We start from the raw sequence: 21,402 nt of genomic DNA, 5'->3' as shown, positions 1-21,402 counted from the left end.
ATGCATCCTTTTCAATCTCTAAATATTGGGAAATAATAGTCACAAATGACTCTAATGCTGACTAGGTTAAAGACCAGAGCCCGTCTTAGAAAAGGTACAATGCGTCGAAAAAACTTTTTTTGCTGCCTGTTATTTATGACATCAATAGTCTCCTTTTCCCTCTGGGGAGAGGAGTTAAATCATAACGTTTTGCCGTATAAAAAAAATTTAAAAGAAAAAATTTTGGAGGGTGAAATATTCTCCGAATCAAAGGTCACTAGTGCGACTGCGAGCACTTCTTCCGACAAAAAAAATGAAACACAAGAATTGCATTTCACGATCGCTGGTCTTCATCCCAAATCCTGCTCTTACGCTCTTAAAAAACTCTCTGTGTACGAGGGCTACTCAAAATTTTTAGATTTCGTGAAAGTGAGCAAGTATAGCGAGCAAAATCAGGAAATCGATTTCCTGCTCTCACACGTGCTTCTCCCCTATGATATGCGCTTAGTTTTTAAACTTCCTCGCATTGAAAAAGAGGGTGTCTACCCCTTTGAATTTGAGCACGGAATTTTGAAGAATTTAAAGGGTAATATCTACGCCATAAATCACAACGGAAAATGTCTGTTTTTCACTAAAGCTGACTGGCAAGGTCCACACACAGGATTTCCCAATGTAGTCTTTGAATTTTTTTCTCAGACTCTCGCCAAGCTCTCTATGGAAAGATTGTTTAGGATATCGAACACACTTAGTCATTGATTTGCCTGATTTGCAATGACAGTCCAGAAAAGAAGTATTATAAAAATTTAATGAAAGTTTTAAGATTAAGCGCACAAGACACCTATCCCATCAGGCAACAAGTCCTGATTCCTGATCACGATATTAAAAAAGCAAAATTTGAAAACGACGACGATGAAGACATCTCTTTTCACCTCGGCGCCTTTAAAGACTCAAAGCTTGTCAGTGTCGCTTCGTTTTACTACGAAAGAAATCCTATTTTCCAAGACCAGCACCAGTACCAACTTCGCGGCATGGCCACTCTTCCTGATTTTCAAGGACAAGGGCTAAGCTCGGAACTTCTGACTATGGCCTTCCCAATTATCAAGCAAAACTTCTGCACACTTTTATGGTGTAATGCCCGCACAACAGCGGTGGGTTTTTACGAAAAAGTGGGCTTTAAAAAGTTTAACGATGAAGTCTTTGAGATTGAAGGGATTGGGCCGCATGTTTTGATGTATAAAAACATCTAAATTCTAGAGAAGATCTTTATACTTTGAAATAATAAGGGCTTCATAACCACACCCTGAACATGGTGGGTTCTCCTTTACGGTTCTTTTCATCTCCTCTCGGTCATAGATTTTTCTAGGCAAATATTGCTTTCGACATGCTGGACATTGAGCGAGTCTGCTTGCAAGAGAATATGGCACATAAAATCCTGAGAAAATGCATACTATCCCGTAAATTGAAAGACTGATACCGCGAAAGAAATGACGAAAAATCGGCAATACAATAACCATAGAAAACAGAACTGAGAGTATAATCCGATTGGCCTTTTTTTCGTAATAGTCGATGTTTAATTCCATTTGCTCCATTCAATAATTATATATCTACTCAAAAAATAGGCGTCTTCAAGAAATGCACAATCCTCATTTCCCATGTCCTTATAGGGTATTGAACACAGATCATTCCTATTTTGATTCTTTTTTTTAATCTTTGATAATCTTAAGCTCATGATAAAAATTGAAAACACTCATTGGAAATTTGTGATTCTAGTTTTATTTACTGTGGTCATTGTTTCCTATCCTTTCTCATTATCAAAGCATGAATGGACATTCACTGCTCTAGGTTCGCTCTATCTCATTTTTAATGCCTATTCCATGAGACTGGGCAGCTCTATCGGAATTTATATGTCCAAAGAAGGAATAATCAAAAAAGTTGGCAAAAAAAGAACAATACCGTGGTCTGATATTCAAGTTAGCTCTCATTACAACTTCATACTTTTTCAAATTGTAATATTTTCATCGCAAGGTGAAAGGATAATGGATTTATGCTGGATAACCGAAGATTGCATTATTGAAGGTACAAAAAAATTTGCCCCACCAGATAGTGATTTCTATAAAATTGTAAAAAATTATTCTAAGAGTAAAGAACTTTAAAAAGCATTCTACTTCGGATAACAAAACCTCTTTTTCGCATTCGACTCCACCACCTGATAATTCTCCTCAAGGCATTTCTTCTTGCTTGGAAACTTTTTCAGCGGAGCACACGAATAGGGGCTTCTCTTCTTTTCTTTATCGACCGAGCGCTTTTCTTGACAGCTCTCCCACCCGTCTTTATCCACACAGGTGTAATACTGAAACTCGCACTGGTAAATGAGGTACTCTCCCGCCTTGTAGCGAGAGTCGATTTGGTAGTGGCTTTTGCGGTAGGAAAGATCGTCATCATCTGCCGGATTGGCGGGCTTTCCGAGGACTGGGATTTCCACCTTTTCTTCTGGCGCGCCATCAGCTTTTCCCACAAGAGGAAAAACCATAAGCCCTGCGAGTAAGAAAAGGTGAAGTCTCATCTTAGTTTCCGCTTTTTTCGTCTGTTCTGATTTTTTTCATGGCGAATTCAAGAACGTCTTTTAAATCCTTAAGTTCCATTTCAAAAAACATGTGAGACGCAGAAACTTTTGGAAGAGTTTTTCCGTATTTCATTTCGTCTTCAAAAGACTTGATACGGTTGTTGAGATTGTTTCTGATCGTTCTCATTTGCTTAGGAGTTTTTTCTTTAAAACTCGCTTTTAGTGCTTCTACGCGTGGGTTAGCCATAATCAATCCTTATTGCCAAAGTAATACATAATATCGACCGCCGAGCTTTAGCCCTTCGATGCCAATGGTGAAGGCAAGAAAGATAAAGGCGAGGAAGAAATATTTCAAGTGTAATCGTTCCCATTTTAGAGGGGTTTTAAATAAACCAAAGAGCATTCCGACAAAAAGGCCACCGGCATGGGCCGTATTGGCGATAGGGCCTAGAAATCCGGTCAAACACAGAAGAAGCCAGCCAATCATGATGGTAATATCCCTAGGTGGCAGGGAATACTCCATGTCCACGTGGATTTTCTTATAAACCCAAACAAACCCCAGCATCGCATAGAGTACACCCGACATTCCTCCGAACTGAGGGCCGCTTACACAGTACTGCAGGAGGTTTGAAACCACTCCACTCACCAGGATAAATATCAGTAGAAAATTCTTCCCGAATTTGTACTCAATTAAATAACCTAAATCCTTAAACCAGAGCATATTAAACACAATGTGCAGGATGGATAAGTGAATGAGAATGGGAGTGACGAGTCTCCAAATTTGTCCGTGTAGGATTTCATATAAAAAGCCCGTCTCTGGTACACCCATAAAGAGCGCATCGAAGAGCCTTTTTCCCATGTCCGAATAGCTCAGACCAAAGAGCACGGCACAGATGATGATAATTGTATAAGTCACTTGCCCGCGGGGAAGAGTTTTAATTTTCACCCACTCTTCATCGACTTCAATCGGCTTTTGAAAGCCAAGCTTCACGCGGTAGTAGTCCATAGCGCGTGGAAGATCTTTTTCTTCGTCTACTGTGAGAAAGTAAATATCGTCTTTTTCGCTATAGTGAGTCTCTGCGCTGATGCCCATAGAAAAGAGTTCATCACGCATCTGATTGATCATTTTTCTGTCGCGAAGTTCGCCTACGACAAACATATTTTTTCCTTAATTAAAAGCATCGATTAAATCGCCGGCCACTTCCCCATCTCCTTGGGCCAGAGATTTTTGAAAGGCCTGAAGAATGAGTTTTTTCTCATCTTCTGTGGGTTTTGTCCCGCCAATAAGCAGGTTGAATTTCCCACCTTTATTAAAAGGGATCGAGTCCACGGCAAAAATCATTTTTTTCGCCTTTTCAGAAGAGATTTTACCACTTCCGGTGACGGCTTCCCTCACCGCTTTTTCAATTCCTTCAGCGCGCACCACTCGTTGTGATCTCTCCGCTGCCGGAACAACTGCTCCTGAATCAAATACCGTGCGCACATACGTCACGCGGAATTTTGAAGGGTCTTCAGCTTTTGAAAGCGTCTTTAGTAAATCCTTTTTTTGGCCCATTGACCAGTCGCCCGTTGGCATAAGTATTCCGTCATCTCCGGAGAACTTCGGCACCACACTTGGGTTCTTGGCGTCTTTAGTCGCCAAGGTGAAATAGCGCTTGCTTGCATTCATCGACTCAGTGACGCCATCGACATTGGTTTGAATTTTTCCAAAAGCATCCTGAACTAATGTCTTAGCGTCTTTTTGGGCATAATTGACAGCACTCAGGGCGCGCATTTGCTCATAAGCATTGTCCACCCCAACACCGGTAAAATCCACTGAGACAATGCCATTTTTTGCTTCACCAAGATTAATTGAAACGCGCTCGCGTTGAAATAATGGCGGAGAAAGTGAATCTACTTTTTTAAAATACTCTGTCAGCTCATCAATATGTTTATCACTGATATCGCTGTTAAAAAGAGTTTTTACTTTTCCACGGATTTTAGCTGCGTATTCAGCTGCATCAGCGCAGTCACTTGGTTTAATTTTTCTTAAAACTCCAATCATATCTTTTGAAGGAATCACCTCTCCACTTGCGGTTTTAATCATAATCCCTGACTTCATTAAGTCAGAACTTCCGGCCAGTGATTTTCTTAAACCTTCAATCGAATTGACATCCTTATGCATGACGGCCAGTTGCTCTTTAAACGAGACCGTTCTTGATTTTCCGTCTTTAAAAGCTGTCGTTCTTGCACCTCTGGCGGCCATGTTGGCCTCAAGAGCACTTTCTCCACTTCCCGATAAAAACCATGAGCGCACATCCACCACTTCATCGGTTCTTGGAGCAATCATTTTTGAAAGACCCATCTTCTCAAACTCTGTGGCAAATTCATCAACGCTCTTTTGGTAGATGTCGTTGAGTTTTTTCTCCCAAACAGCGGCATCTTCACCCTCACTCAAAGCTAAACGCAAACGCATTCCCTTGTAGTCTTTGTATTGACCTTCAAGCTTCGCGGCCACTTCGGGATGCTCTTGTAAATTTTTTTGAAATTTAGCGAGAAAAGAATTGTTAACCGAATCCACCATCGCTTTATCGCCAATGAGTGTATCGTTGAGTTTTTTCTGAACGGCGTTTTCCACATCAAAATATAAAACGTCTTTGCGTTTTAATTTTTTATCCGCTTCCATCATCGAGATGAATGAGCGGTTGTTGGTGTTAGTGATTGAATCCTGACCGTACTTAAGTTTGTACGAAGTTGCTTCTGGCCCCGCCCAATTGACGGCCTTCACCTTGTCGGTCGCTTCCTTGACTGCGTCTTTCGACGCTTCCCTCGAGGTAACTCTTGCCATCGCTTTTTCGAGAGCGGTCTCAAATTGCGGGCAATCTCCCCAGGCATTGAGAGTAAAAGCGAGAGAAAATAGTAGAGTTAAATAATTCATCTTGATACTTTTCGGTTTTTTCATGCATTTCGTTAGAAAACAGAGGGTAAAAACCCTTGTCTAACTATAAATAGGTTTATTTTTGACGTATTTTGGGATATTGTCGGGCCATAAGCGAGATGGGAATGGAAAATAGTGGACTTATTTAAGGCCAATGCCGTTTTCCCCCTATGGAGAGATGACTATGCTTAAAATTAATAAAAAAGTTGAATACGCTTTGATGGCCCTGAAATTCATGGCCGACAAAAACGATTCAACTCCATTAGTTTCGGCCCGTGAAATCTGTGATGCTTTCAACACTCCGTTTGATACGACAGCAAAAGTGATGCAAGTGATGAACAATCACGACATCCTTACTTCGGTCAAAGGAATCAAGGGTGGCTATCACTTAAACAAACCTCTTTCAAGCATCACCTACATGGAACTGGTGCGCATGATTGAGGGCAAAGAAGAAATCGGCCGCATGTGCACGAATCACAAAGGCACGTGTGAACTTCTTGGCAAATGCAACATCTCTACTCCAGTGGAAAACCTAAACCGCAAACTAAACTCATTTCTAGAGAGCTTAACCCTTGCAGAACTTCTCCAAGGAACAGAATTCAACATCCCAAACAAATTGGTGGATGCCCTTGAGGTACAACAATAATGAGCACAGATATTTTAAATTCTGATTACAAATACGGCTTCTTCACAGACATCGAAACTGAAGAGTTTCCTAAGGGTCTTAACGAAGAAATCGTCCGTATGATTTCGGCCAAAAAAGAAGAGCCAGAATGGTTACTTGAATTCCGTCTTAAGGCCTTCAGATACTGGCAAACTCTTAAGCACCCTACTTGGGCAAAGCTGACTATTCCTGAAATTGATTATCAGGCGCTTTACTACTATGCCGCTCCAAAGAAAAAAGATTCAATTGCGAGCCTGGATGAAATCGATCCAGAACTTCTGGCCACTTTTGAAAAGCTAGGAATCCCTCTTAATGAACAAAAAAGAATCAGCGGTGTTGCTGTTGATGCAGTATTTGATTCAGTTTCTGTCGCTACTACACACAAAGAAGAACTAGAAAAAGTGGGAGTTATTTTCTGCTCAATTTCTGAAGCAGTTAAAGAGCACCCAGAACTAGTGAAAAAATACCTGGGAACAGTTGTTCCTCACTCAGATAACTTCTACGCTGCTTTAAACGCGGCGGTTTTCTCTGACGGATCATTCGTCTTCATCCCAAAGGGTGTTCGTTGTCCGCTGGATTTATCGACGTATTTTAGAATCAACGCTAAAGAAACAGGACAGTTCGAAAGAACCCTGATCATTGCGGAAGAAGGCTCATTCGTAAACTACCTTGAAGGTTGTACAGCTCCTCAAAGAGATGAGAACCAACTTCACGCGGCCATCGTTGAGCTTGTTGCTTTAGACGACGCTGAGATTAAGTACTCTACAGTGCAAAACTGGTACGCCGGAGACAAAGAAGGAAAAGGTGGGATTTATAACTTCGTTACAAAACGCGGTAACTGCCTTGGAAAAAATTCTAAAATCTCATGGACTCAGGTTGAAGCAGGCTCAGCGATCACTTGGAAATACCCTTCATGTAACCTGATTGGTGATGGTTCAGAAGGTGCTTTCTACTCTGTTGCTTTAACCAACAACTTCATGCAGGCCGATACCGGAACAAAAATGGTTCACATCGGTAAAAATACAAAATCAACCATCATCTCTAAAGGGATTTCTGCTGAACAATCAGAAAACAACTACAGAGGATTGGTTAAAATCAACCCAAGTGCAACGGGTGCAAGAAACTACTCGCAGTGTGATTCGATGTTAATCGGAGACAAAGCACGCGCCAATACGTTTCCTTACATTGACGTTAAAAACAACACGGCAGTGGTTGAACACGAAGCTTCGACATCGAAGATTTCAGAAGAGCAACTCTTCTATCTTCAGTCTCGTGGACTTTCAGAAGAAAAATGTATCTCTATGATCGTTAACGGGTTCTGTAAGGATGTTTTCAAAGAGCTTCCACTGGAGTTCTCAGTTGAAGCGGTAAAATTAATTGAAATGAAATTAGAAAATAGCATTGGTTAGTAAGGAAATATTTATGATTGAAGTAAAAAACCTCCACGCAAAAGTCGGAGACAAAGAAATCTTAAAAGGAATTAACTTAACAGTTAAGGCCGGTGAAGTGCACGCGATCATGGGGCCAAACGGTTCTGGGAAAAGTACACTTTCAAAAGTGATCGCCGGACACCCTTCGTACGAAGTGACGGAAGGGTCAATCACATACAAGATCAACGCAAAAGATAAGAACCTTTTTGAACTTGAAACTGATGAGAGAGCAAAAAGCGGAATCTTTTTAGGTTTCCAATACCCTGTAGAAATCCCAGGTGTTTCAAACTTCACGTTCCTTCTTGAGTCTTTCAATGAAACGTGTAAGTTCAACGGGGCCCCGGAAATGAGCGCAGAAGAATTCAGAAAATTCCTTCAGCCAAAACTTGAGCTTTTAGAAATGAACCCAGCTTTCCTTGACCGTCCGGTGAACACAGGATTTTCAGGTGGAGAAAAAAAGAAAAACGAAATCCTGCAAATGGCCGTTTTAAACCCAAGACTTTCTCTTCTTGATGAAACAGATTCAGGTCTTGATATCGACGCTCTAAAAATCGTCGCTAAAGGTGTAAACGCTCTACGCTCTCGCTTCAATGCAACTATCTTAGTGACTCACTACCAACGCCTTCTGGACTTCATCGTTCCAGATCATGTTCACGTCCTTTACAAAGGAAAGATCATTAAGTCTGGTGGAAAAGAGCTGGCCCTTGAACTTGAAGAAAAAGGATATGAGTGGCTGATTAAGGACCACGAATAATTTTATGGAAAACGTACTACTAAACGAACTAGTCAAAAACTCGGCAGAGGTTCACAAAAATTCAGGTGAACTTGGGGCGAGCTATAACGAAGCTATGAAGCGAGCTCTGGAGCACTTTAAAACTCTGGGTATTCCTTCTAAAAAAGATGAAGACTGGAAATACACTAATATTTCTAAAAATCTCTCTCCACGCTTCTACTCTCGCCAAAGCGAAATCGTGCAGGAAATTCCCGCACAGGTCATCGATCGCCGCGGAATGATTATTTTTAACAACGGGATTTTTAACCGCCACCAATCAGTTCTTCCGGAAGGAGTGAGCCTAGATCAACAGGTTCCATCGACAAACTTCTTTGATTCATTTGATGCCCTAAACTTTGGTGTTGCTCTCTCACCTCTTTTCTTAAAAATTAAGAAAAACACTGTGATTGATTTCCCAATCAGCATCGTGCACCTGACAGATGAAGCTGGTGTAAATAAGATTGTATCTCCTCGTCTCACGATTGTGGCCGAAGAGTTCACAAAAGCTTCTTTCGTTGAAGTTTTCACTTCAACACAAAACCTGCTTTTCCAATACACGACAAACGCAGCGACTCTTTTTGAACTAAAAGAAAACGCATTTATCGAACACGTCAAAATCCAAAACGAAGCCACTGCTTCAACTCACATCGGTTTAACAAAAGCTTCTGTTGCTAAGAGTGCTCAGTTTAAATCAATGACAGTTGACTTGGGGAACTTCACTTCTCGCCACAATATCGACGTTACAGTTAGAGGCGAAGGTGGAGACGCGCACGTCAATGGTCTTTTTGCCCTAAAGAAAACAGAACACGCTGATGTTTTCTCGAGCATTAACCACTTAAGTGCCCACACGACTTCTGATCAGCTTTTCAAAGGTATTTTAGCTGGTGAATCTCACGGAGCTTTCACTGGAAAAATCGCCATTGCTAAAGATGCTCAGCTAGTTAACTCAAACCAGTTGAATAAAAACTTAATGCTTTCTAAGAAAGCTCACATCGACACTCGCCCTCAGCTGCTCGTTTCTGCTGATGACGTCAAGTGTGCTCACGGGGCGACAATTGGTCAGCTTTCAGCTGAAGAAGAATTCTACCTTGAGAGCCGCGGGATCAAAAAAGACAAAGCAAAAAGAATGCTTTGCCACGGTTTTGCGACTGATGTTCTTTATAAAATTGATAACGTAAAAATCCAGGAGCTCGCAATCAAGATGCTTGAAGAAAGCTTTGAGAAGATTGCTCTAAGTGAGATGACTCTATGAGTACTTTGAACGTTGAAAAAATCAGAGAAGACTTTCCGCAGTTAAAAACAACTGTGAACGGAAAGCCTTTGGTTTATTTAGATAACGCCGCAACGACGTTAAAGCCAAAAGTCGTGATCGACCAGATGACTAAACACCTAAGCCAGGATGTGGCCAACGTTCACCGCGGGATCCACACTCTTTCGGAAATGGGGACAAGGCAATTTGAGGAAACGAGAATTGCTGTTCAGAATTTTATCAATGCTCGCGAAGTCCACGAAGTGATCTACACCAAAGGGACAACAGATGCGATTAACCTTCTGGCCAACTCTTTTGGTGAAAGATTTTTAAACGCCGGTGATGAAATCCTTCTTTCTCAGATGGAGCACCATTCGAACATCGTTCCGTGGCAAATGATCGCGGAAAAAAAAGGCGCAAAAGTTGTCGTGATTCCGGTCAACGACAAAGGCGATATCGTTTTAGAAGATTATAAAAAACTTCTGAACCCAAAAGTAAAAATGGTGTCAGTGGTTTACACGTCAAATACGCTGGGGACAACAAACCCGGTTAAAGAAATGATTAGACTGGCCCACGCCAATGGCTCTAAAGTCGCTGTCGATGGAGCTCAGTCAATCGCTCACCAGAAAGTAGATGTACAGGATTTAGACTGTGACTTCCTGGTCTTCTCTGCTCACAAGATTTACGGGCCAAATGGTCTGGGGATTTTATACGGGAAAGAAGAACTTCTTAATGAAATGCCGCCTTACCAAGGTGGTGGAGCGATGATTAGCGAAGTGACGTTTGAAAAAACGACTTACAATATCCTGCCGAATAAATTTGAAGCAGGAACTCCGGCCATTGCTGAAGTGATCGCTTTTAAAGCGGCAATTGATTACGTTCAAAAACTTGGAATGGACAATATCTACAACTACGAGCACGAGCTTCTGGCCTACGCCACAAGCGAGCTTAAAAAGATTGCAGGCATTCGTCTTATTGGTGAATCTGAAACGAAGTCAGGGGTTCTCTCTTTCGTTTTAGAAGGTGTTCACCCCCATGACCTAGGAACTCTTTTAGATAAACAAGGTGTAGCGATTCGTACGGGACATCACTGCACGCAGCCTTTAATGAAGCGTTTTGGTATCACTGCTTGTGCCAGAGCAAGTTTTACTTTCTACAACACTAAAGCAGACGTAGATGCACTGGTCGCAGCGATTAACAAAGCAAAAGAATTTTTATTATAGAGGTTACATATATGACAGAAGCAGAAACAAATATGGAAATTGATATCGATATTCAGCCGACTCCAAATCCAAACGCGCTGAAGTTCATCCTGAATTACCCGGTAAAAAACGAAGGTAACTCAACTTATAAATCTCCAAGTGAGTGCGGAGAAAACAAACTGGCCCTTGAACTTTTTAAAGTCAGAGGGATTGATCAACTGCACTTTTTTGAAAACGTTATCGCTGTTACCAAGTTTTCTTACGAAGACTGGAACAACGTTGAAGTGGGTATCACTAAAGCTCTTAAAGAATTTATGCCGACTCACAACCCTGACTATAATGATCCAAACCCTGAAGCCGACAGAAGAAAAAATCTTTCTCCAGAACTTCAGCAGATTGAAGCGATCTTAGATAAAACAATCCGCCCAGGCCTTCAAGGTGATGGTGGTGATATCCAGGCGCTGACTTATCAAGACAATATCCTGATGGTTAAATACCAGGGTGCATGCGGGACTTGCCCGAGTTCAACAACCGGAACCCTTGAAGCGATTAAATCGATTTTAAGAGATGAATTAAATCCGGATATCGAAGTCTACATTGCCCCTGAATACTAATTTTAAAGCTCAAAGGCCCCACATAGATGGGGCCTTTTTTTTGCCTGTTTCCCCCCCCCAAAGTATAATATTTTCAGTATCTTAAAAGATTAATAAAAATCATCTTTAAAAAAGTTTGACTATTCAAACTTTTGATTTAAACTACTAACAGGAGGATCATGTATGATCGTTCAAAATTGTAATCTCCTGTTAGTTGTCATTTCTAAAATCGAGTCACTCATTGCCGAGCAAAAGACTCAACATCCGAACTTAAACGATGAAGAAATCATCGAATTCTTAAAAATTAAATTTTCAATCGAAAATAGATCCTAAACATTTTTATTCCTTTGTCGAAGAAGCATAAAAATAGTCTGTGCCTTAACTAACAGGAGAACATTTTTATGTTAACAAAATGGAAAACGTCTTTATTGACTGTTGCTACAGTTGCAATGCTTGGATTTACTACTTCTTGTGGAAAGAACGATGCTTCTAACATCCAGATCGCTGGTGTTAAAGGGCCAACAGTTACTCTACTTCAAGACAACATGATGATCTCTGCTGTATTTGAAAATATTCAAATGGACGGTGGACTTCGTTACAATATTCCAAAGTATAAGTATTCATTCCTTGAAATCTCTCCAGATGTAGAGTCAAACGGAACACTTATGCAAGTTTCGATCTCTCTAAAAGACATCGTTGATGGTGGTCTTGATCAACTTGACCCACAAAAACTTCCTGGTGGACGTAACCTGCCTGGTGTAGCTTCTGGATCACTTCCAGCAGTAGCTTTCTCAATCGAAAAATTCCACAATATGTCTCTTTACGTAGGTAAAGATGTATTCGGTATCTTCCTTCCAGCTTCAGTAGGTGTTGAAGGAGCTATCGCTTCATTCAGATACTACATCGGGGAAAAAGCAGCGGGTACAATTTCTCTAGTTGGTGCTGACCAAAACGGAGAAAACTCAGGTGTTCTTCTTATGCTAAACATCTCTGGACAAGTTAAGTCTCAGATGATGAAAGTTTACAAGAAATACAATCACTAGTTTTTAGATAGAATCGTGGCCGTGATGATCTTTGATCTTCGCGGTCACTTCTCTTCCCAAGATTGGCACTAAAAGAACCGACAAGATAATCAGACCCGCTCCTAAAAGATTCATTCCATTTAACGTCTCCCCTAAAACTAAAAAGCCAAAGAGAGCTGCAAACGGCGACTCTGTTAAGAAAATGAGTCCGGCAATGTGGTCCGGGATTTTTTTCTGAGCGACGATTTGGGCCGTAAAAGAAATCATGCTGGAGAAAATCCCCAGATAGATAAGACCAATAAGCACATTGTGACCAGGATCAAACACCACCCCAAAATCAATGACCCCTTTAAAGATCAAAGCGATGGGAATAGACATCAGCGCCACAAAGAAGTTCTGCAGAAAATTAAACTCCACTGGAGACTCGATAGCATTGGCCACTCTCCCCACGTAGATAATATGGATTGCTCCAAACACCGAGCAAATCAGCGTGAAGAAGTCTCCACTGTTAAGATCTTTAAATTCCAGGTTGCACATAAGCGCCATTCCCACCATTGCCATAAAGATGAGAAACCAGAACGTCGGGCGGTATTTCTTCTTAAAAACCAACATGGTGATAATCGGAATAAAGAGCGTGTACAACGTTGTAATGAATCCGCTTTTTGCCACAGTCGTAAGCGAGAGGCCGATGGTCTGGAAAAGTAAAATCCCCAGGAGAAACACCGAGCTGATAAATGATTTCTTAAGAATGTTGTCACTTCTAGTGAATGAGCGTTTATAAAGTAAAAAAGGCAGTGAGGCCACGCCGGCCACGCTAAAGCGAAGAGCATTGGCCCAGTAAGGGTCAAGAGCAACCAGAGTCCAGCGAGTGGCAATAAAACCGTATCCCCAGATAGATGTGGCAAATAAAAGAAGAAGGATATTAATAAACATTTTTTAGTTCCACTCGCGAGGAAAGTAGTACTCCATCATCTTCTCATGAACTGAGCCTGCAGCAGGTTTGTACTTGTAAGTGAATTTCGCGCGCGCAGGAAGTGAGATAAGAATCGAATCCGTACGCCCGTTGGTTTTTAGGCCAAACATTGTCCCGCGGTCATGAAGTAAATTAAATTCAACGTAACGCCCGCGTCTGTGAAGTTGGAAGTCTTCATCAGCTTCTGTATAGGCTTCGTCTTTTCTTTTTTCGACGATTGGAAAGTATGAATTGATGAAGTTAGATGAGATGTCTTTAACCATCGCCAGGTCTTTATCTAAATCATTCGTATTGTAGTGATCGTAAAAGAATCCGCCTACTCCACGCATCTCACCTCCACGGTGAGTGTTGACGAAGTATTTATCGCATTCTTTTTTCATGTCTTCATAAACACCATACGGAGTCAGTGCATTTTTCCAAATGGAATGAAAATACTGAAAGTCTTCTTCATGAGGGTAATAAGGCGTTAGGTCTGCCCCACCGCCAAACCAGAATCTCTCTCCGGCCTGGATCATTCTAAAATTTGCGTGAACAGTTGGGACTCTAGGGTTTTTCGGGTGAATAATCAGGGAAATCCCTGCGGCCCACATCTCATCGCCTGTGCCCCCTAAGCGGCTGGCGAAGGCCGGGTCAATGGCCCCAAAAACTTTCGAGGTGTTAACCCCTGCATTTTCAATTACGTCTCCAGTAAAAGCGCGAGTGATTCCTCCGCCACCTGGGTTACCTTTGTGATCCTTGCGCTCCCATACGTCTTCTTCCAATGACAATTTAGGATCAACACTAAAAAGTGCCTTAGTAATGAGATCCTGAAGATCTTTTACATATTGGTGAAAATCATTCTTTTTAGCTTCTAAATTGTTCATAGCAATTTCCATCGAGGAGTCGTTGTGTTAAAAAAGGGCTGGACTCTCCCTAAACAGTAAGATTACTACTACCACGTATGACAAAGTTTGTCCCCCTGCTCCTGCTTTTATTTTCGCTGATGACCATCAGTGAAGGCTTCGCTCAAGCGAGTGCTCTGGAAGTGGATTCTGGGCCCCAAAAACCGTATTTACAGGGCGATGTCGTCGTCGATCCCGTCAAAAAAACCCGCACCTCGCTCTACCACTACGGGTATGTTGACCGCGAGCACAGCTGGGAAGAAAGCGCGAAAAATATCGGAATCGTTTACGGACTGACATGGGTTTTCTATCCCTTGATTCAACCCAAAGTTTTTAAGGTCGAAGACGGCTGGAATAAATACAAAAACAATTTTGGAAAACTCGTTTTTGATAAAGATGAACCGGTGTGGAATTTATTTGTTCACCCACTCACAGGCTCTCAACTTTATCTTCTCTACCGTGCTGAAGGTTATTCGCGAATGGCGGCGATGGGGATGGCCTCAATTAGTTCCGCCCTTTTTGAATTCACTGTTGAGATTCTCACTGAACCGGCCAGCGTTCAGGATTTATATCAGACACCGATTCTTGGAACTGTGTTAGGGTTGGGAATTGAAACCGCTTCGATGTCACTTTTAAATTCGGGCACAACTGCCGGGAAAATTGTGGGCCACATGATTAATCCGGCGACCCTTTTTCCTTTTTATGAAGGGCGCACTCTCATCATTCCTAAATTTGAACAAGAAGATAAAGGTGCGATGTTAAGACTGGAGCTCAATTACTGATGAAGAATTGTTTTTTAGTCATCCTATTACTTTTAAGCTCTGCTCTTCACGCTGAAGAGACGAAATCGACATTGGAAAATAACTTCATCCTGCGAGCTGGTTTTTCGTTTAACCACATTGAAATGAACACAGACCGCCTGATTGATAACCATGAATCTGAAGATGATGACCCGGAAGACGAAACCAAGACTCTGGGATTTGGTCTGGTCACTTCTCTTGCTTACCGCTGGGAAGCCTGGGAATTTGCTGTGGCCTCAGATGTTCTTTTTGGAAAGATCAAAGACGTCACTTTTATCGACAACCAAAACTCCATCCGTGGTGGAGGGAGATTTCGCTTCGTAAGTTTTAGCCCGCAAATCAAATACCACACACCTTTTTCTATTTTAGATAAGGCCAATGTCTATGTCGGTTTTGGGCCATCGTGGTCTCTGCAAACTTTTGTTTTTAGCAATGCTACGACTACCGGAAATTTTAGCAATAAAAAAAGAATTAGTTTTGAAAACTATGGCGGTGGTATTTTTATTGGTCTCGAAGAAATTCTTCCTTTCAAACAAGACCATCCGATGTTTTTAGAAATTGGATATAACTACATGCACTCCTACAAAGTTTCTATTCTCGATGCTTCCGATACAGCAGAAGTCATCACACTCTCGGAAGGAAACTCCAACGATTTCTCCGGCCACTACATTATCGTGCGCACGGGTTTCACTCTTTTTTAGTTAGGGCACCTTACGCTCTCAAATACCCGACTTTTTTAGACCAATCGTTTTAAGGTTTTATCTCTATTGGTGCAAAATTATGGGCCAAATTTAAATGGCCATTTACTTAGGTTCTCTGGAAATTGCATAGTTGGCCCGTAAACATTTATCCCCTAAAGAACTCACCTATAATGATCGAAGAGATGATTGATAAGCGCCTTTAAATGAAGGATTTTTATGAAATTACGCTCTCACCTTTTTTGGACTCTAACGACTTTAATCATCGCCACAAATGTCATGGCCAATGAAAATGTGGCCAAGGTTATTATCATGCGTGGAATGGTCAAAGCAAAACTGACTGATGGAAGTATCATCGATGTCAAAGCTGACCAATCAATCCCTGAAGGTGCTGTTGTTCAAACAGCAGATAAAAGTTTCGTAAAACTTCTCTTCATTGATAAATCGCAAATGAACCTCGGGCCGAATTCGCAAATGGTGATTAATGCTTTTCCTAAAAAAGAAGCAGGTATCATCACTCTGGTAAAAGGTCAGATCAGGTCTCAAGTCACAAAAGACTATATGGAGATGGAAGATAAGAGTAAAAGTAAACTCTATATCAAAACGAAAACTGCGGCGATGGGTATCCGCGGAACAGACTTCCAGGTTAACTTCAACCCACAAAATCAAAACACATCATTGATCACTTTCGAAGGGAAAGTGGCCATGGCCCATATTGACCGCGATCAAAGAGATTCTAAATTTGATCAGGGAAATTTAGAAAGAGTTGTCTCAAGTGATAAGGCCGTCCTGGTAACAAAAGGACAGGTCTCTGCCGTTAACCTCAACGTTGCCGAGCGAGCAATGATTCCAACAAAACTTGGAACAAAACAAATTGAAGCTCTGGAAAAAAACGAAACGGGTTTAAATGAAGGTTCATCACATTCAGAAAAACAATTCAGAAACCCGATTCCTCCAGGAGCTGAAGGTGCGGCCTTCTCTAACTCTGCTTCAGCGGTAGATAAAGAAGTCGCTAAATTGGGTGTGGATGTAAAAGCGTCTCTTCCGGCCGTCTCTCATACTGAAAGGCCAGGAAGCTCTGAAGGATTCTTCAACGTCACAACTGGTGAGTATAAACTTCCAGCGGGAAGTGTTATCGATTTAAATACTGTTAACATTATCCCTCCTCCATCAAACGCTCCATTTGATAGTAACTCTGGGACCTATATCGTCCCTGAGACTCTGGGAAAAATTGACAAAGTTACTGGGGAATATAAAGCACCTGCAGGTCTGGAGTTAGATCCTTCCGGGAAATTCATCGTGGTAGACCCTGAGGCCTTCCAAAAGGCACAGGCCCCAGCAAAAGAAGATGAGAAAGCTGGAGAGAAAAGTGATAAAAAAGATGAGTCTGCCAAACCAGAAGGCGACAAGCCAAAAGAAGTTGCAAAAGCAGAGGGAGATTCTGGAAGAGCGCCGGCAAGTGTTGCTCCTGCCGAGGTGAAACCACCTGAAATTTTCACAGCGACTGCTCAGACTTTCATCAACACTTACTCTGCACCAGTTGTTCCTCCTCCACCAGCAACAGCCCCAGGCATACCGGGATCGAGAACAACATTGACTAACATCGCTCAGGATGTTCTTCAGAAGAATGATGTAGCAAAACAGGCCGCTACCGACCGCGGGGTTGCGGTACCAAATACCAAGGTAAAATTTATTTTCAACGCCGAGTAATTATCAACTATAATAATTGAGAATATGAAATTATAAAAAGCACCCAAGATGGGTGCTTTTTTTATGTTATAGGGATGTAACAAATGCTTCTCAATAGGTTTAGGGCCCCTGCTCTTTTATCGTTAACAACACTTCTTCTCTCATCTCCTCTTTCTGCTTCAACGATTGAAGAATTTTACAAATATTTCAAAAACGCCCAGTACCCAAAGGCCATTGAATCTCTTGGACAACTCGATTCTAACGATGCCAAGATAAGTAAATCCTACCTTATGGGCCTAAGTTACTCGAGAATGCAGGAATACGATCAGGCCATCACCCAATTTCAAAAAGCGATCAGCGAAAATAGTACGAGTGCTGATTTATACTACGAATACGGACAAGCGCTGTATGCTGCTAACGAATTAAAGAAGGCCCGCACTGCTTTTAAAACATCAGCAGAAAAAAACTTCAATCGTCCTGCCTCACTTTATTATGTGGCCCATATTTCGCAAATACTAGAAGAGTACGAAGAGGCCCGCGACACTTACACCCAAGTAATCAAAGAAAAAGACTCCGACGATAAAATGAAACAAATCGCCCGCTACCAATTAGCGGAAACTCTCCTTTCCATTGCCCGTGAAAAATCACAGCAAGGTGAAGACCTGGAAAGACGTGTTGAGCGCTTTATTATCCCAATGCTCAGCACGGCCTACAATATCGATAAATCCTCGCCTCTTGCTTCAGAAATTAACCAGCGCATTGCTCAGTTGATGGTAGAGTTCAATCTCGATCCAAACGTCATGGCCAATGGAAGACGTATCAACCCAAAACGCTACAATGGATATGTTTCACAAAAAATTAAGTTTGATGACAACATTTCTTTAACCAACGAAGAAAATAACGTTCAGCAATCAAAAAAAGAATCTTATATTTTTGAAACTGAAGCCTACGGAAAATACGACTTCCCAATCAAGAAGCGCTACATCGTCTCTCCTGAAGCGCGCTTCACTTACACCCAACACGCCAACCAATCGAGCCCTGAAGTTTACCAAAACGATTCGTTTACGATGAATGTGAATTTAAAAAATAAATACGAACACAAAATGAAGGAGCAACCTGCAAGCCTGCTTTTTGATATTGATTACTCTCACGTGTTTAAAGACTGGCAGGCAAAAAAGAAAAAAGAATTTTATGCCAAGTCTTTTACTTTTACACTTGGAGAAAGCTTTAGCTATTTCAATATCGGTGATACGACACTAAAAATCAAAAGAAAGAATTACGATGGTAAAGATGAATCAATCAGCAACCACACGACAAGCTTCAGTGCTGACCAGACTTTCTTTTTTTCAACTCATCACCTGTTAATTGCACTTTTTGATGCCAGTTTTATCGACAACTACAATAACAGCAGTACCAATACTGACACTTATCTTCTGCGCTTTGACTACATCATTCCGGAAATCATGCCTCAGTACACTCTGGGATTAGCGATGGCCACAACTATCACTGACACCAAAGAACAAAAGGCCACACGCGGGACTGAATTTACTTTCAACCCTTCTGTGGATTTTGCCCGTGAGTTAAGCGCCAGCAGCCGCATTAGTATCAACTACGACTTCACAAAAAATAAGTCGGACGATACTAACTACTCATACAGCAAACACGTTTTTACGACTGAATACCGCTTTAGCTTTTAATAAAGGGAGCTCTCATGCTTTTTAGGATTTTCCAGTACCTGGGGATTACTGCGATCATTACTTTCAGTGCCGGGAGTATTTTCCTTTCCACCAGCGCCAGAGATTTAAACTCGTACACCAATCAGTCTTTTCTTTATAACTACGCTTCATTTTTCGAAGACCGTTTTTACGATCTACGTATGAAACTGACGATTGACCGCGACAAAAAAGACGACCGCCTGGTGCTGGCGGCCATTGATGATAAATCACTCACTAAAATTGGACGCTGGCCGTGGACTCGCACCCACATTGCAAACCTGGTCAACAAACTTAGCAACTACGGCGCTAAAGTTGTCGCCTTCGACGTTTTTTTCTCTGAACCAGAACTCGCATGCAATGCTGAATCACCAGATAATCTTTTAGGGGCCTCATTTAAAAATTTCCAGTCAGACCCGACGAAAAAAATTATCCTTCCCTATTCGGTTGTAAAAAAAGAATCGGATGAGATTGACCAGGAAACTTTTTTTAAAGAAGCCCCTGATCAACTTCTCAATTTCATCATGGATGCCAGGCAAGCAGAAGGAAGCAATCTTCGAGAGTTTTTAATTGAGAAAAAAGTTTTTCCAATTGAAATCCTGGCCAACTCAGAGACAGGGATCTCACACATTGAAGCAGAAGCTGACGCTGACGGGGTTTTCCGTCACTACCCGATTATTGCCAACGTAGGTGGGATGTATTTCCCTTCTTTTTCTATGCAGGCCTACGAGTTTTTTAGCGGTGATCACACTGTCGTTAATATTCCTTCAACTGAGACGGCCTACATTCAAACCAAAAAAGGCAATCTTTATGTCAATTACAATGGTGAGGCCAAGGTAAGATGGTTTGGTGGTCTTGACCACTTCCCTACTGTCGGTGTCTGGGATATTTTCCAGGCCAAAGACAATGATCCTGAAATGCAGCGAATCTTTAAAGACAAACTGGTCTTTGTTGGATCAACAGCTTTTGGAGCAAACGATTTACGTAACACTCCTGTTGACCCGATTCTTCCCGGAATCGTTTTTCACATGAACATGGTCCATATGATGCTGGAAGGAAAGTTCATGGTCTCAGAACTTGAGTCGACGAAAATTTCCTGGATCATGCTTTTGGGAGGGAGTGCCCTGATCGTTGGTGTGATGCTCTTTGGAAACGCGATTGTAGACTTCGTAGCGGTCTTTGCCATCATGGGTGGACTTTTCTACTTAGACTCGTATTACTTCATTCCTAAAGGCTATAACAACAGGCTCTTCTTCTGTCTCTTCTCGGTTTTGAGTTGTTACTCCTGGTCAACCTTCCTGCATTTTTATCAATCGAATAAAGAAAAGAAAAAAATCAAAGGGACATTCTCGCGCTATCTTGCTCCTAGTATTGTTAACGACCTTCTCAAGAACCCGGAAAAGGTTCGTTTAGGAGGAGAAAAGAAAGTGATTACCGTCTTCTTCTCCGACGTGCGCGACTTTACTTCGATTTCTGAAAAACTCACTCCCGAGCAGCTTACTCACTGTTTAAATAAATACATGACAATGATGACTGACACGCTCTTTGAACATCAAGGAACACTGGATAAGTATATCGGCGATGCCATGGTTGCTTACTGGGGAGCACCTGTTGACTTAGAAAATCATTCTTACTGGGCGGTTAAAGGGGCCGTGCAAATGATTGAGAGACTCCCTGCGATCAACGCAGAATTTGAACGCGAAGGCTTCCCTCTTTTTAAGCACGGAATTGGTCTCAACACAGGTGAATGCTCTGTTGGGAACATGGGGTCTAATCAAATTTTTTCATACACCGCACTTGGGGATAACATGAACCTTGGTGCTCGCCTTGAGTCTCTTTGTAAGTTCTATGGCGTGCAATTAAATATCTCTGAGTACACTAAAAACGCCATTCCACCAGAACTACAAAAAGAGTTCGTTTTCAGAACATTGGATAAAGTAAAAGTAAAAGGAAAAGAAAACGCCGTCACAATTTATGAAGTCCTTCATCCAGGGCATCACCTGATTAATGAAAGAGAGGCCCTGGCCCAATATGAAGAAGCTTTCCAGATGTATCTGGGGCAAAAGTTCAACGAGGCGTTTGAAATCTTTAAATCACTACATGAGAAATTCCCTGAGGATAAGAGCTTCGAGCGCATGATGCATATGTGCGAAGACTATAAAGAGGTGCCTCCTCCTCCAAATTGGGATGGCTCTTACACGCACAAGTCTAAGTAATTTCATTACTGGCCTCGAAAGAGGCCAGTTCTTCCTTGATAA

The 21,402-nt window shown here is 41.7% G+C and carries 22 protein-coding genes; 16 read left to right on the top strand and 6 right to left on the bottom strand.

Annotated elements, in window-relative coordinates; all coding sequences use genetic code 11:
* The first annotated feature begins 45 nt into the window (after positions 1 to 45).
* From AC6JA8_RS07660 to AC6JA8_RS07650, 3 genes are all read left to right on the top strand, one after another.
* Entirely contained in the window at positions 46 to 735 is a 690-nt protein-coding gene (locus AC6JA8_RS07660) for a hypothetical protein (protein WP_497976537.1), read from the top strand.
* 50 nt (positions 736 to 785) lie between these two features.
* A complete protein-coding gene (locus AC6JA8_RS07655; protein WP_497976536.1) occupies positions 786 to 1,226 on the top strand; it encodes a GNAT family N-acetyltransferase in 441 nt (146 codons plus the stop codon).
* Between the two features lie 480 nt (positions 1,227 to 1,706).
* Positions 1,707 to 2,132 (top strand): hypothetical protein, encoded by a 426-nt coding sequence (locus AC6JA8_RS07650; protein WP_497976535.1) that lies wholly within the window; start codon positions 1,707 to 1,709, stop codon positions 2,130 to 2,132.
* Between the two features lie 8 nt (positions 2,133 to 2,140).
* Here AC6JA8_RS07650 and AC6JA8_RS07645 read toward each other — a convergent pair whose 3' ends face one another.
* From AC6JA8_RS07645 to AC6JA8_RS07630, 4 genes are read right to left on the bottom strand one after another with little or no spacing between them, the layout of a single operon-like run.
* Positions 2,141 to 2,542 (bottom strand): hypothetical protein, encoded by a 402-nt coding sequence (locus AC6JA8_RS07645; RefSeq protein ID WP_497976534.1) that lies wholly within the window; start codon positions 2,540 to 2,542, stop codon positions 2,141 to 2,143.
* 1 nt (position 2,543) lies between these two features.
* Complete coding sequence (locus AC6JA8_RS07640; RefSeq protein WP_497976533.1) at positions 2,544 to 2,789, bottom strand: hypothetical protein; 246 nt, start codon at positions 2,787 to 2,789, stop codon at positions 2,544 to 2,546.
* A gap of 9 nt (positions 2,790 to 2,798) precedes the next feature.
* Positions 2,799 to 3,701 carry a rhomboid family intramembrane serine protease gene (locus tag AC6JA8_RS07635; RefSeq protein WP_497976532.1) on the bottom strand — a complete coding sequence of 301 codons (903 nt, stop codon included), beginning with the start codon at positions 3,699 to 3,701 and terminating at the stop codon, positions 2,799 to 2,801.
* Positions 3,702 to 3,710: 9 nt separating this feature from the next.
* Positions 3,711 to 5,483, bottom strand: coding sequence for a hypothetical protein (locus AC6JA8_RS07630; RefSeq protein ID WP_497976531.1), 1,773 nt, complete (start codon positions 5,481 to 5,483; stop codon positions 3,711 to 3,713).
* Positions 5,484 to 5,643: 160 nt separating this feature from the next.
* Here AC6JA8_RS07630 and AC6JA8_RS07625 point away from each other — a divergent pair, with 160 nt between their 5' ends.
* The 8 genes from AC6JA8_RS07625 to AC6JA8_RS07590 all read left to right on the top strand — a co-directional run bounded on the left by AC6JA8_RS07625 (position 5,644) and on the right by AC6JA8_RS07590 (position 12,412).
* Positions 5,644 to 6,105: an RrF2 family transcriptional regulator gene (locus tag AC6JA8_RS07625; protein ID WP_497976530.1), complete on the top strand. Its 462-nt coding sequence runs from the start codon at positions 5,644 to 5,646 to the stop codon at positions 6,103 to 6,105.
* Positions 6,105 to 7,532 (top strand): Fe-S cluster assembly protein SufB, encoded by a 1,428-nt coding sequence (sufB, locus tag AC6JA8_RS07620; protein WP_497976529.1) that lies wholly within the window; start codon positions 6,105 to 6,107, stop codon positions 7,530 to 7,532. Before AC6JA8_RS07625 ends, sufB begins: the two co-directional genes overlap by 1 nt.
* Positions 7,533 to 7,545: 13 nt before the next feature.
* Positions 7,546 to 8,307: a Fe-S cluster assembly ATPase SufC gene (gene sufC, locus AC6JA8_RS07615; protein WP_497976528.1), complete on the top strand. Its 762-nt coding sequence runs from the start codon at positions 7,546 to 7,548 to the stop codon at positions 8,305 to 8,307.
* Between the two features lie 4 nt (positions 8,308 to 8,311).
* Positions 8,312 to 9,577 carry a Fe-S cluster assembly protein SufD gene (gene sufD / locus AC6JA8_RS07610; protein ID WP_497976527.1) on the top strand — a complete coding sequence of 422 codons (1,266 nt, stop codon included), beginning with the start codon at positions 8,312 to 8,314 and terminating at the stop codon, positions 9,575 to 9,577.
* On the top strand, positions 9,574 to 10,797 hold the full coding sequence (locus AC6JA8_RS07605) for an aminotransferase class V-fold PLP-dependent enzyme (RefSeq protein WP_497976526.1): 1,224 nt from the start codon (positions 9,574 to 9,576) through the stop codon (positions 10,795 to 10,797). The genes sufD and AC6JA8_RS07605 overlap by 4 nt, the downstream gene beginning before the upstream one ends.
* 11 nt (positions 10,798 to 10,808) lie before the next feature.
* Positions 10,809 to 11,390: a NifU family protein gene (locus AC6JA8_RS07600; RefSeq protein ID WP_497976525.1), complete on the top strand. Its 582-nt coding sequence runs from the start codon at positions 10,809 to 10,811 to the stop codon at positions 11,388 to 11,390.
* 162 nt (positions 11,391 to 11,552) lie between these two features.
* Positions 11,553 to 11,702: a hypothetical protein gene (locus AC6JA8_RS07595; RefSeq protein ID WP_158649609.1), complete on the top strand. Its 150-nt coding sequence runs from the start codon at positions 11,553 to 11,555 to the stop codon at positions 11,700 to 11,702.
* A gap of 68 nt (positions 11,703 to 11,770) precedes the next feature.
* Positions 11,771 to 12,412, top strand: coding sequence for a hypothetical protein (locus AC6JA8_RS07590; RefSeq protein ID WP_102243234.1), 642 nt, complete (start codon positions 11,771 to 11,773; stop codon positions 12,410 to 12,412).
* 3 nt (positions 12,413 to 12,415) lie between these two features.
* Here the strand turns inward: AC6JA8_RS07590 and AC6JA8_RS07585 are convergent, their stop codons facing one another.
* Complete coding sequence (locus AC6JA8_RS07585; RefSeq protein WP_497976524.1) at positions 12,416 to 13,324, bottom strand: DMT family transporter; 909 nt, start codon at positions 13,322 to 13,324, stop codon at positions 12,416 to 12,418.
* Between the two features lie 3 nt (positions 13,325 to 13,327).
* Positions 13,328 to 14,227: an oxygen-dependent coproporphyrinogen oxidase gene (hemF, locus tag AC6JA8_RS07580; RefSeq protein WP_497976523.1), complete on the bottom strand. Its 900-nt coding sequence runs from the start codon at positions 14,225 to 14,227 to the stop codon at positions 13,328 to 13,330.
* A gap of 77 nt (positions 14,228 to 14,304) precedes the next feature.
* On the opposite strand from hemF, the gene AC6JA8_RS07575 reads away from it, so the two are divergent.
* The 5 genes from AC6JA8_RS07575 to AC6JA8_RS07555 all read left to right on the top strand — a co-directional run bounded on the left by AC6JA8_RS07575 (position 14,305) and on the right by AC6JA8_RS07555 (position 21,360).
* On the top strand, positions 14,305 to 15,027 hold the full coding sequence (locus AC6JA8_RS07575) for a DUF3943 domain-containing protein (protein WP_497976522.1): 723 nt from the start codon (positions 14,305 to 14,307) through the stop codon (positions 15,025 to 15,027).
* The gene (locus AC6JA8_RS07570) at positions 15,027 to 15,746 is read left to right on the top strand and encodes a hypothetical protein (RefSeq protein WP_497976521.1); all 720 of its coding nucleotides are present in this window, start codon (positions 15,027 to 15,029) and stop codon (positions 15,744 to 15,746) included. Before AC6JA8_RS07575 ends, AC6JA8_RS07570 begins: the two co-directional genes overlap by 1 nt.
* A gap of 216 nt (positions 15,747 to 15,962) precedes the next feature.
* Complete coding sequence (locus AC6JA8_RS07565) at positions 15,963 to 17,453, top strand: FecR family protein (protein WP_497976520.1); 1,491 nt, start codon at positions 15,963 to 15,965, stop codon at positions 17,451 to 17,453.
* An 83-nt stretch (positions 17,454 to 17,536) separates the two neighbouring features.
* Positions 17,537 to 19,129, top strand: a complete 1,593-nt coding sequence (locus AC6JA8_RS07560) for a tetratricopeptide repeat protein (protein WP_497976519.1) — start codon at positions 17,537 to 17,539, stop codon at positions 19,127 to 19,129.
* Between the two features lie 14 nt (positions 19,130 to 19,143).
* The gene (locus AC6JA8_RS07555) at positions 19,144 to 21,360 is read left to right on the top strand and encodes a CHASE2 domain-containing protein (protein ID WP_497976518.1); all 2,217 of its coding nucleotides are present in this window, start codon (positions 19,144 to 19,146) and stop codon (positions 21,358 to 21,360) included.
* Positions 21,361 to 21,402: the final 42 nt, after the last annotated feature.

The organism is Bacteriovorax sp. HI3 (assembly GCF_059738875.1).
Note: the sequence above shows the minus strand (reverse complement) of the source record. Positions and strands in the feature narration are given on the sequence as shown.

What these genes read in the sequence shown, in the direction of transcription:
- AC6JA8_RS07585 (WP_497976524.1), bottom strand. Translation starts at nt 13,324, where the DNA reads ATGTTTATTAATATCCTTCTTCTTTTATTTGCCACATCTATCTGGGGA.
- AC6JA8_RS07555 (WP_497976518.1), top strand. Translation starts at nt 19,144, where the DNA reads ATGCTTTTTAGGATTTTCCAGTACCTGGGGATTACTGCGATCATTACT.
- AC6JA8_RS07635 (WP_497976532.1), bottom strand. Translation starts at nt 3,701, where the DNA reads ATGTTTGTCGTAGGCGAACTTCGCGACAGAAAAATGATCAATCAGATG.
- AC6JA8_RS07575 (WP_497976522.1), top strand. Translation starts at nt 14,305, where the DNA reads ATGACAAAGTTTGTCCCCCTGCTCCTGCTTTTATTTTCGCTGATGACC.
- AC6JA8_RS07625 (WP_497976530.1), top strand. Translation starts at nt 5,644, where the DNA reads ATGCTTAAAATTAATAAAAAAGTTGAATACGCTTTGATGGCCCTGAAA.
- AC6JA8_RS07590 (WP_102243234.1), top strand. Translation starts at nt 11,771, where the DNA reads ATGTTAACAAAATGGAAAACGTCTTTATTGACTGTTGCTACAGTTGCA.
- AC6JA8_RS07565 (WP_497976520.1), top strand. Translation starts at nt 15,963, where the DNA reads ATGAAATTACGCTCTCACCTTTTTTGGACTCTAACGACTTTAATCATC.
- sufD (WP_497976527.1), top strand. Translation starts at nt 8,312, where the DNA reads ATGGAAAACGTACTACTAAACGAACTAGTCAAAAACTCGGCAGAGGTT.
- AC6JA8_RS07560 (WP_497976519.1), top strand. Translation starts at nt 17,537, where the DNA reads ATGCTTCTCAATAGGTTTAGGGCCCCTGCTCTTTTATCGTTAACAACA.
- AC6JA8_RS07640 (WP_497976533.1), bottom strand. Translation starts at nt 2,789, where the DNA reads ATGGCTAACCCACGCGTAGAAGCACTAAAAGCGAGTTTTAAAGAAAAA.
- sufC (WP_497976528.1), top strand. Translation starts at nt 7,546, where the DNA reads ATGATTGAAGTAAAAAACCTCCACGCAAAAGTCGGAGACAAAGAAATC.
- AC6JA8_RS07600 (WP_497976525.1), top strand. Translation starts at nt 10,809, where the DNA reads ATGACAGAAGCAGAAACAAATATGGAAATTGATATCGATATTCAGCCG.
- AC6JA8_RS07645 (WP_497976534.1), bottom strand. Translation starts at nt 2,542, where the DNA reads ATGAGACTTCACCTTTTCTTACTCGCAGGGCTTATGGTTTTTCCTCTT.
- AC6JA8_RS07595 (WP_158649609.1), top strand. Translation starts at nt 11,553, where the DNA reads ATGATCGTTCAAAATTGTAATCTCCTGTTAGTTGTCATTTCTAAAATC.
- sufB (WP_497976529.1), top strand. Translation starts at nt 6,105, where the DNA reads ATGAGCACAGATATTTTAAATTCTGATTACAAATACGGCTTCTTCACA.
- AC6JA8_RS07605 (WP_497976526.1), top strand. Translation starts at nt 9,574, where the DNA reads ATGAGTACTTTGAACGTTGAAAAAATCAGAGAAGACTTTCCGCAGTTA.
- AC6JA8_RS07570 (WP_497976521.1), top strand. Translation starts at nt 15,027, where the DNA reads ATGAAGAATTGTTTTTTAGTCATCCTATTACTTTTAAGCTCTGCTCTT.
- AC6JA8_RS07655 (WP_497976536.1), top strand. Translation starts at nt 786, where the DNA reads ATGAAAGTTTTAAGATTAAGCGCACAAGACACCTATCCCATCAGGCAA.
- hemF (WP_497976523.1), bottom strand. Translation starts at nt 14,227, where the DNA reads ATGAACAATTTAGAAGCTAAAAAGAATGATTTTCACCAATATGTAAAA.
- AC6JA8_RS07630 (WP_497976531.1), bottom strand. Translation starts at nt 5,483, where the DNA reads ATGAAAAAACCGAAAAGTATCAAGATGAATTATTTAACTCTACTATTT.
- AC6JA8_RS07660 (WP_497976537.1), top strand. Translation starts at nt 46, where the DNA reads ATGACTCTAATGCTGACTAGGTTAAAGACCAGAGCCCGTCTTAGAAAA.
- AC6JA8_RS07650 (WP_497976535.1), top strand. Translation starts at nt 1,707, where the DNA reads ATGATAAAAATTGAAAACACTCATTGGAAATTTGTGATTCTAGTTTTA.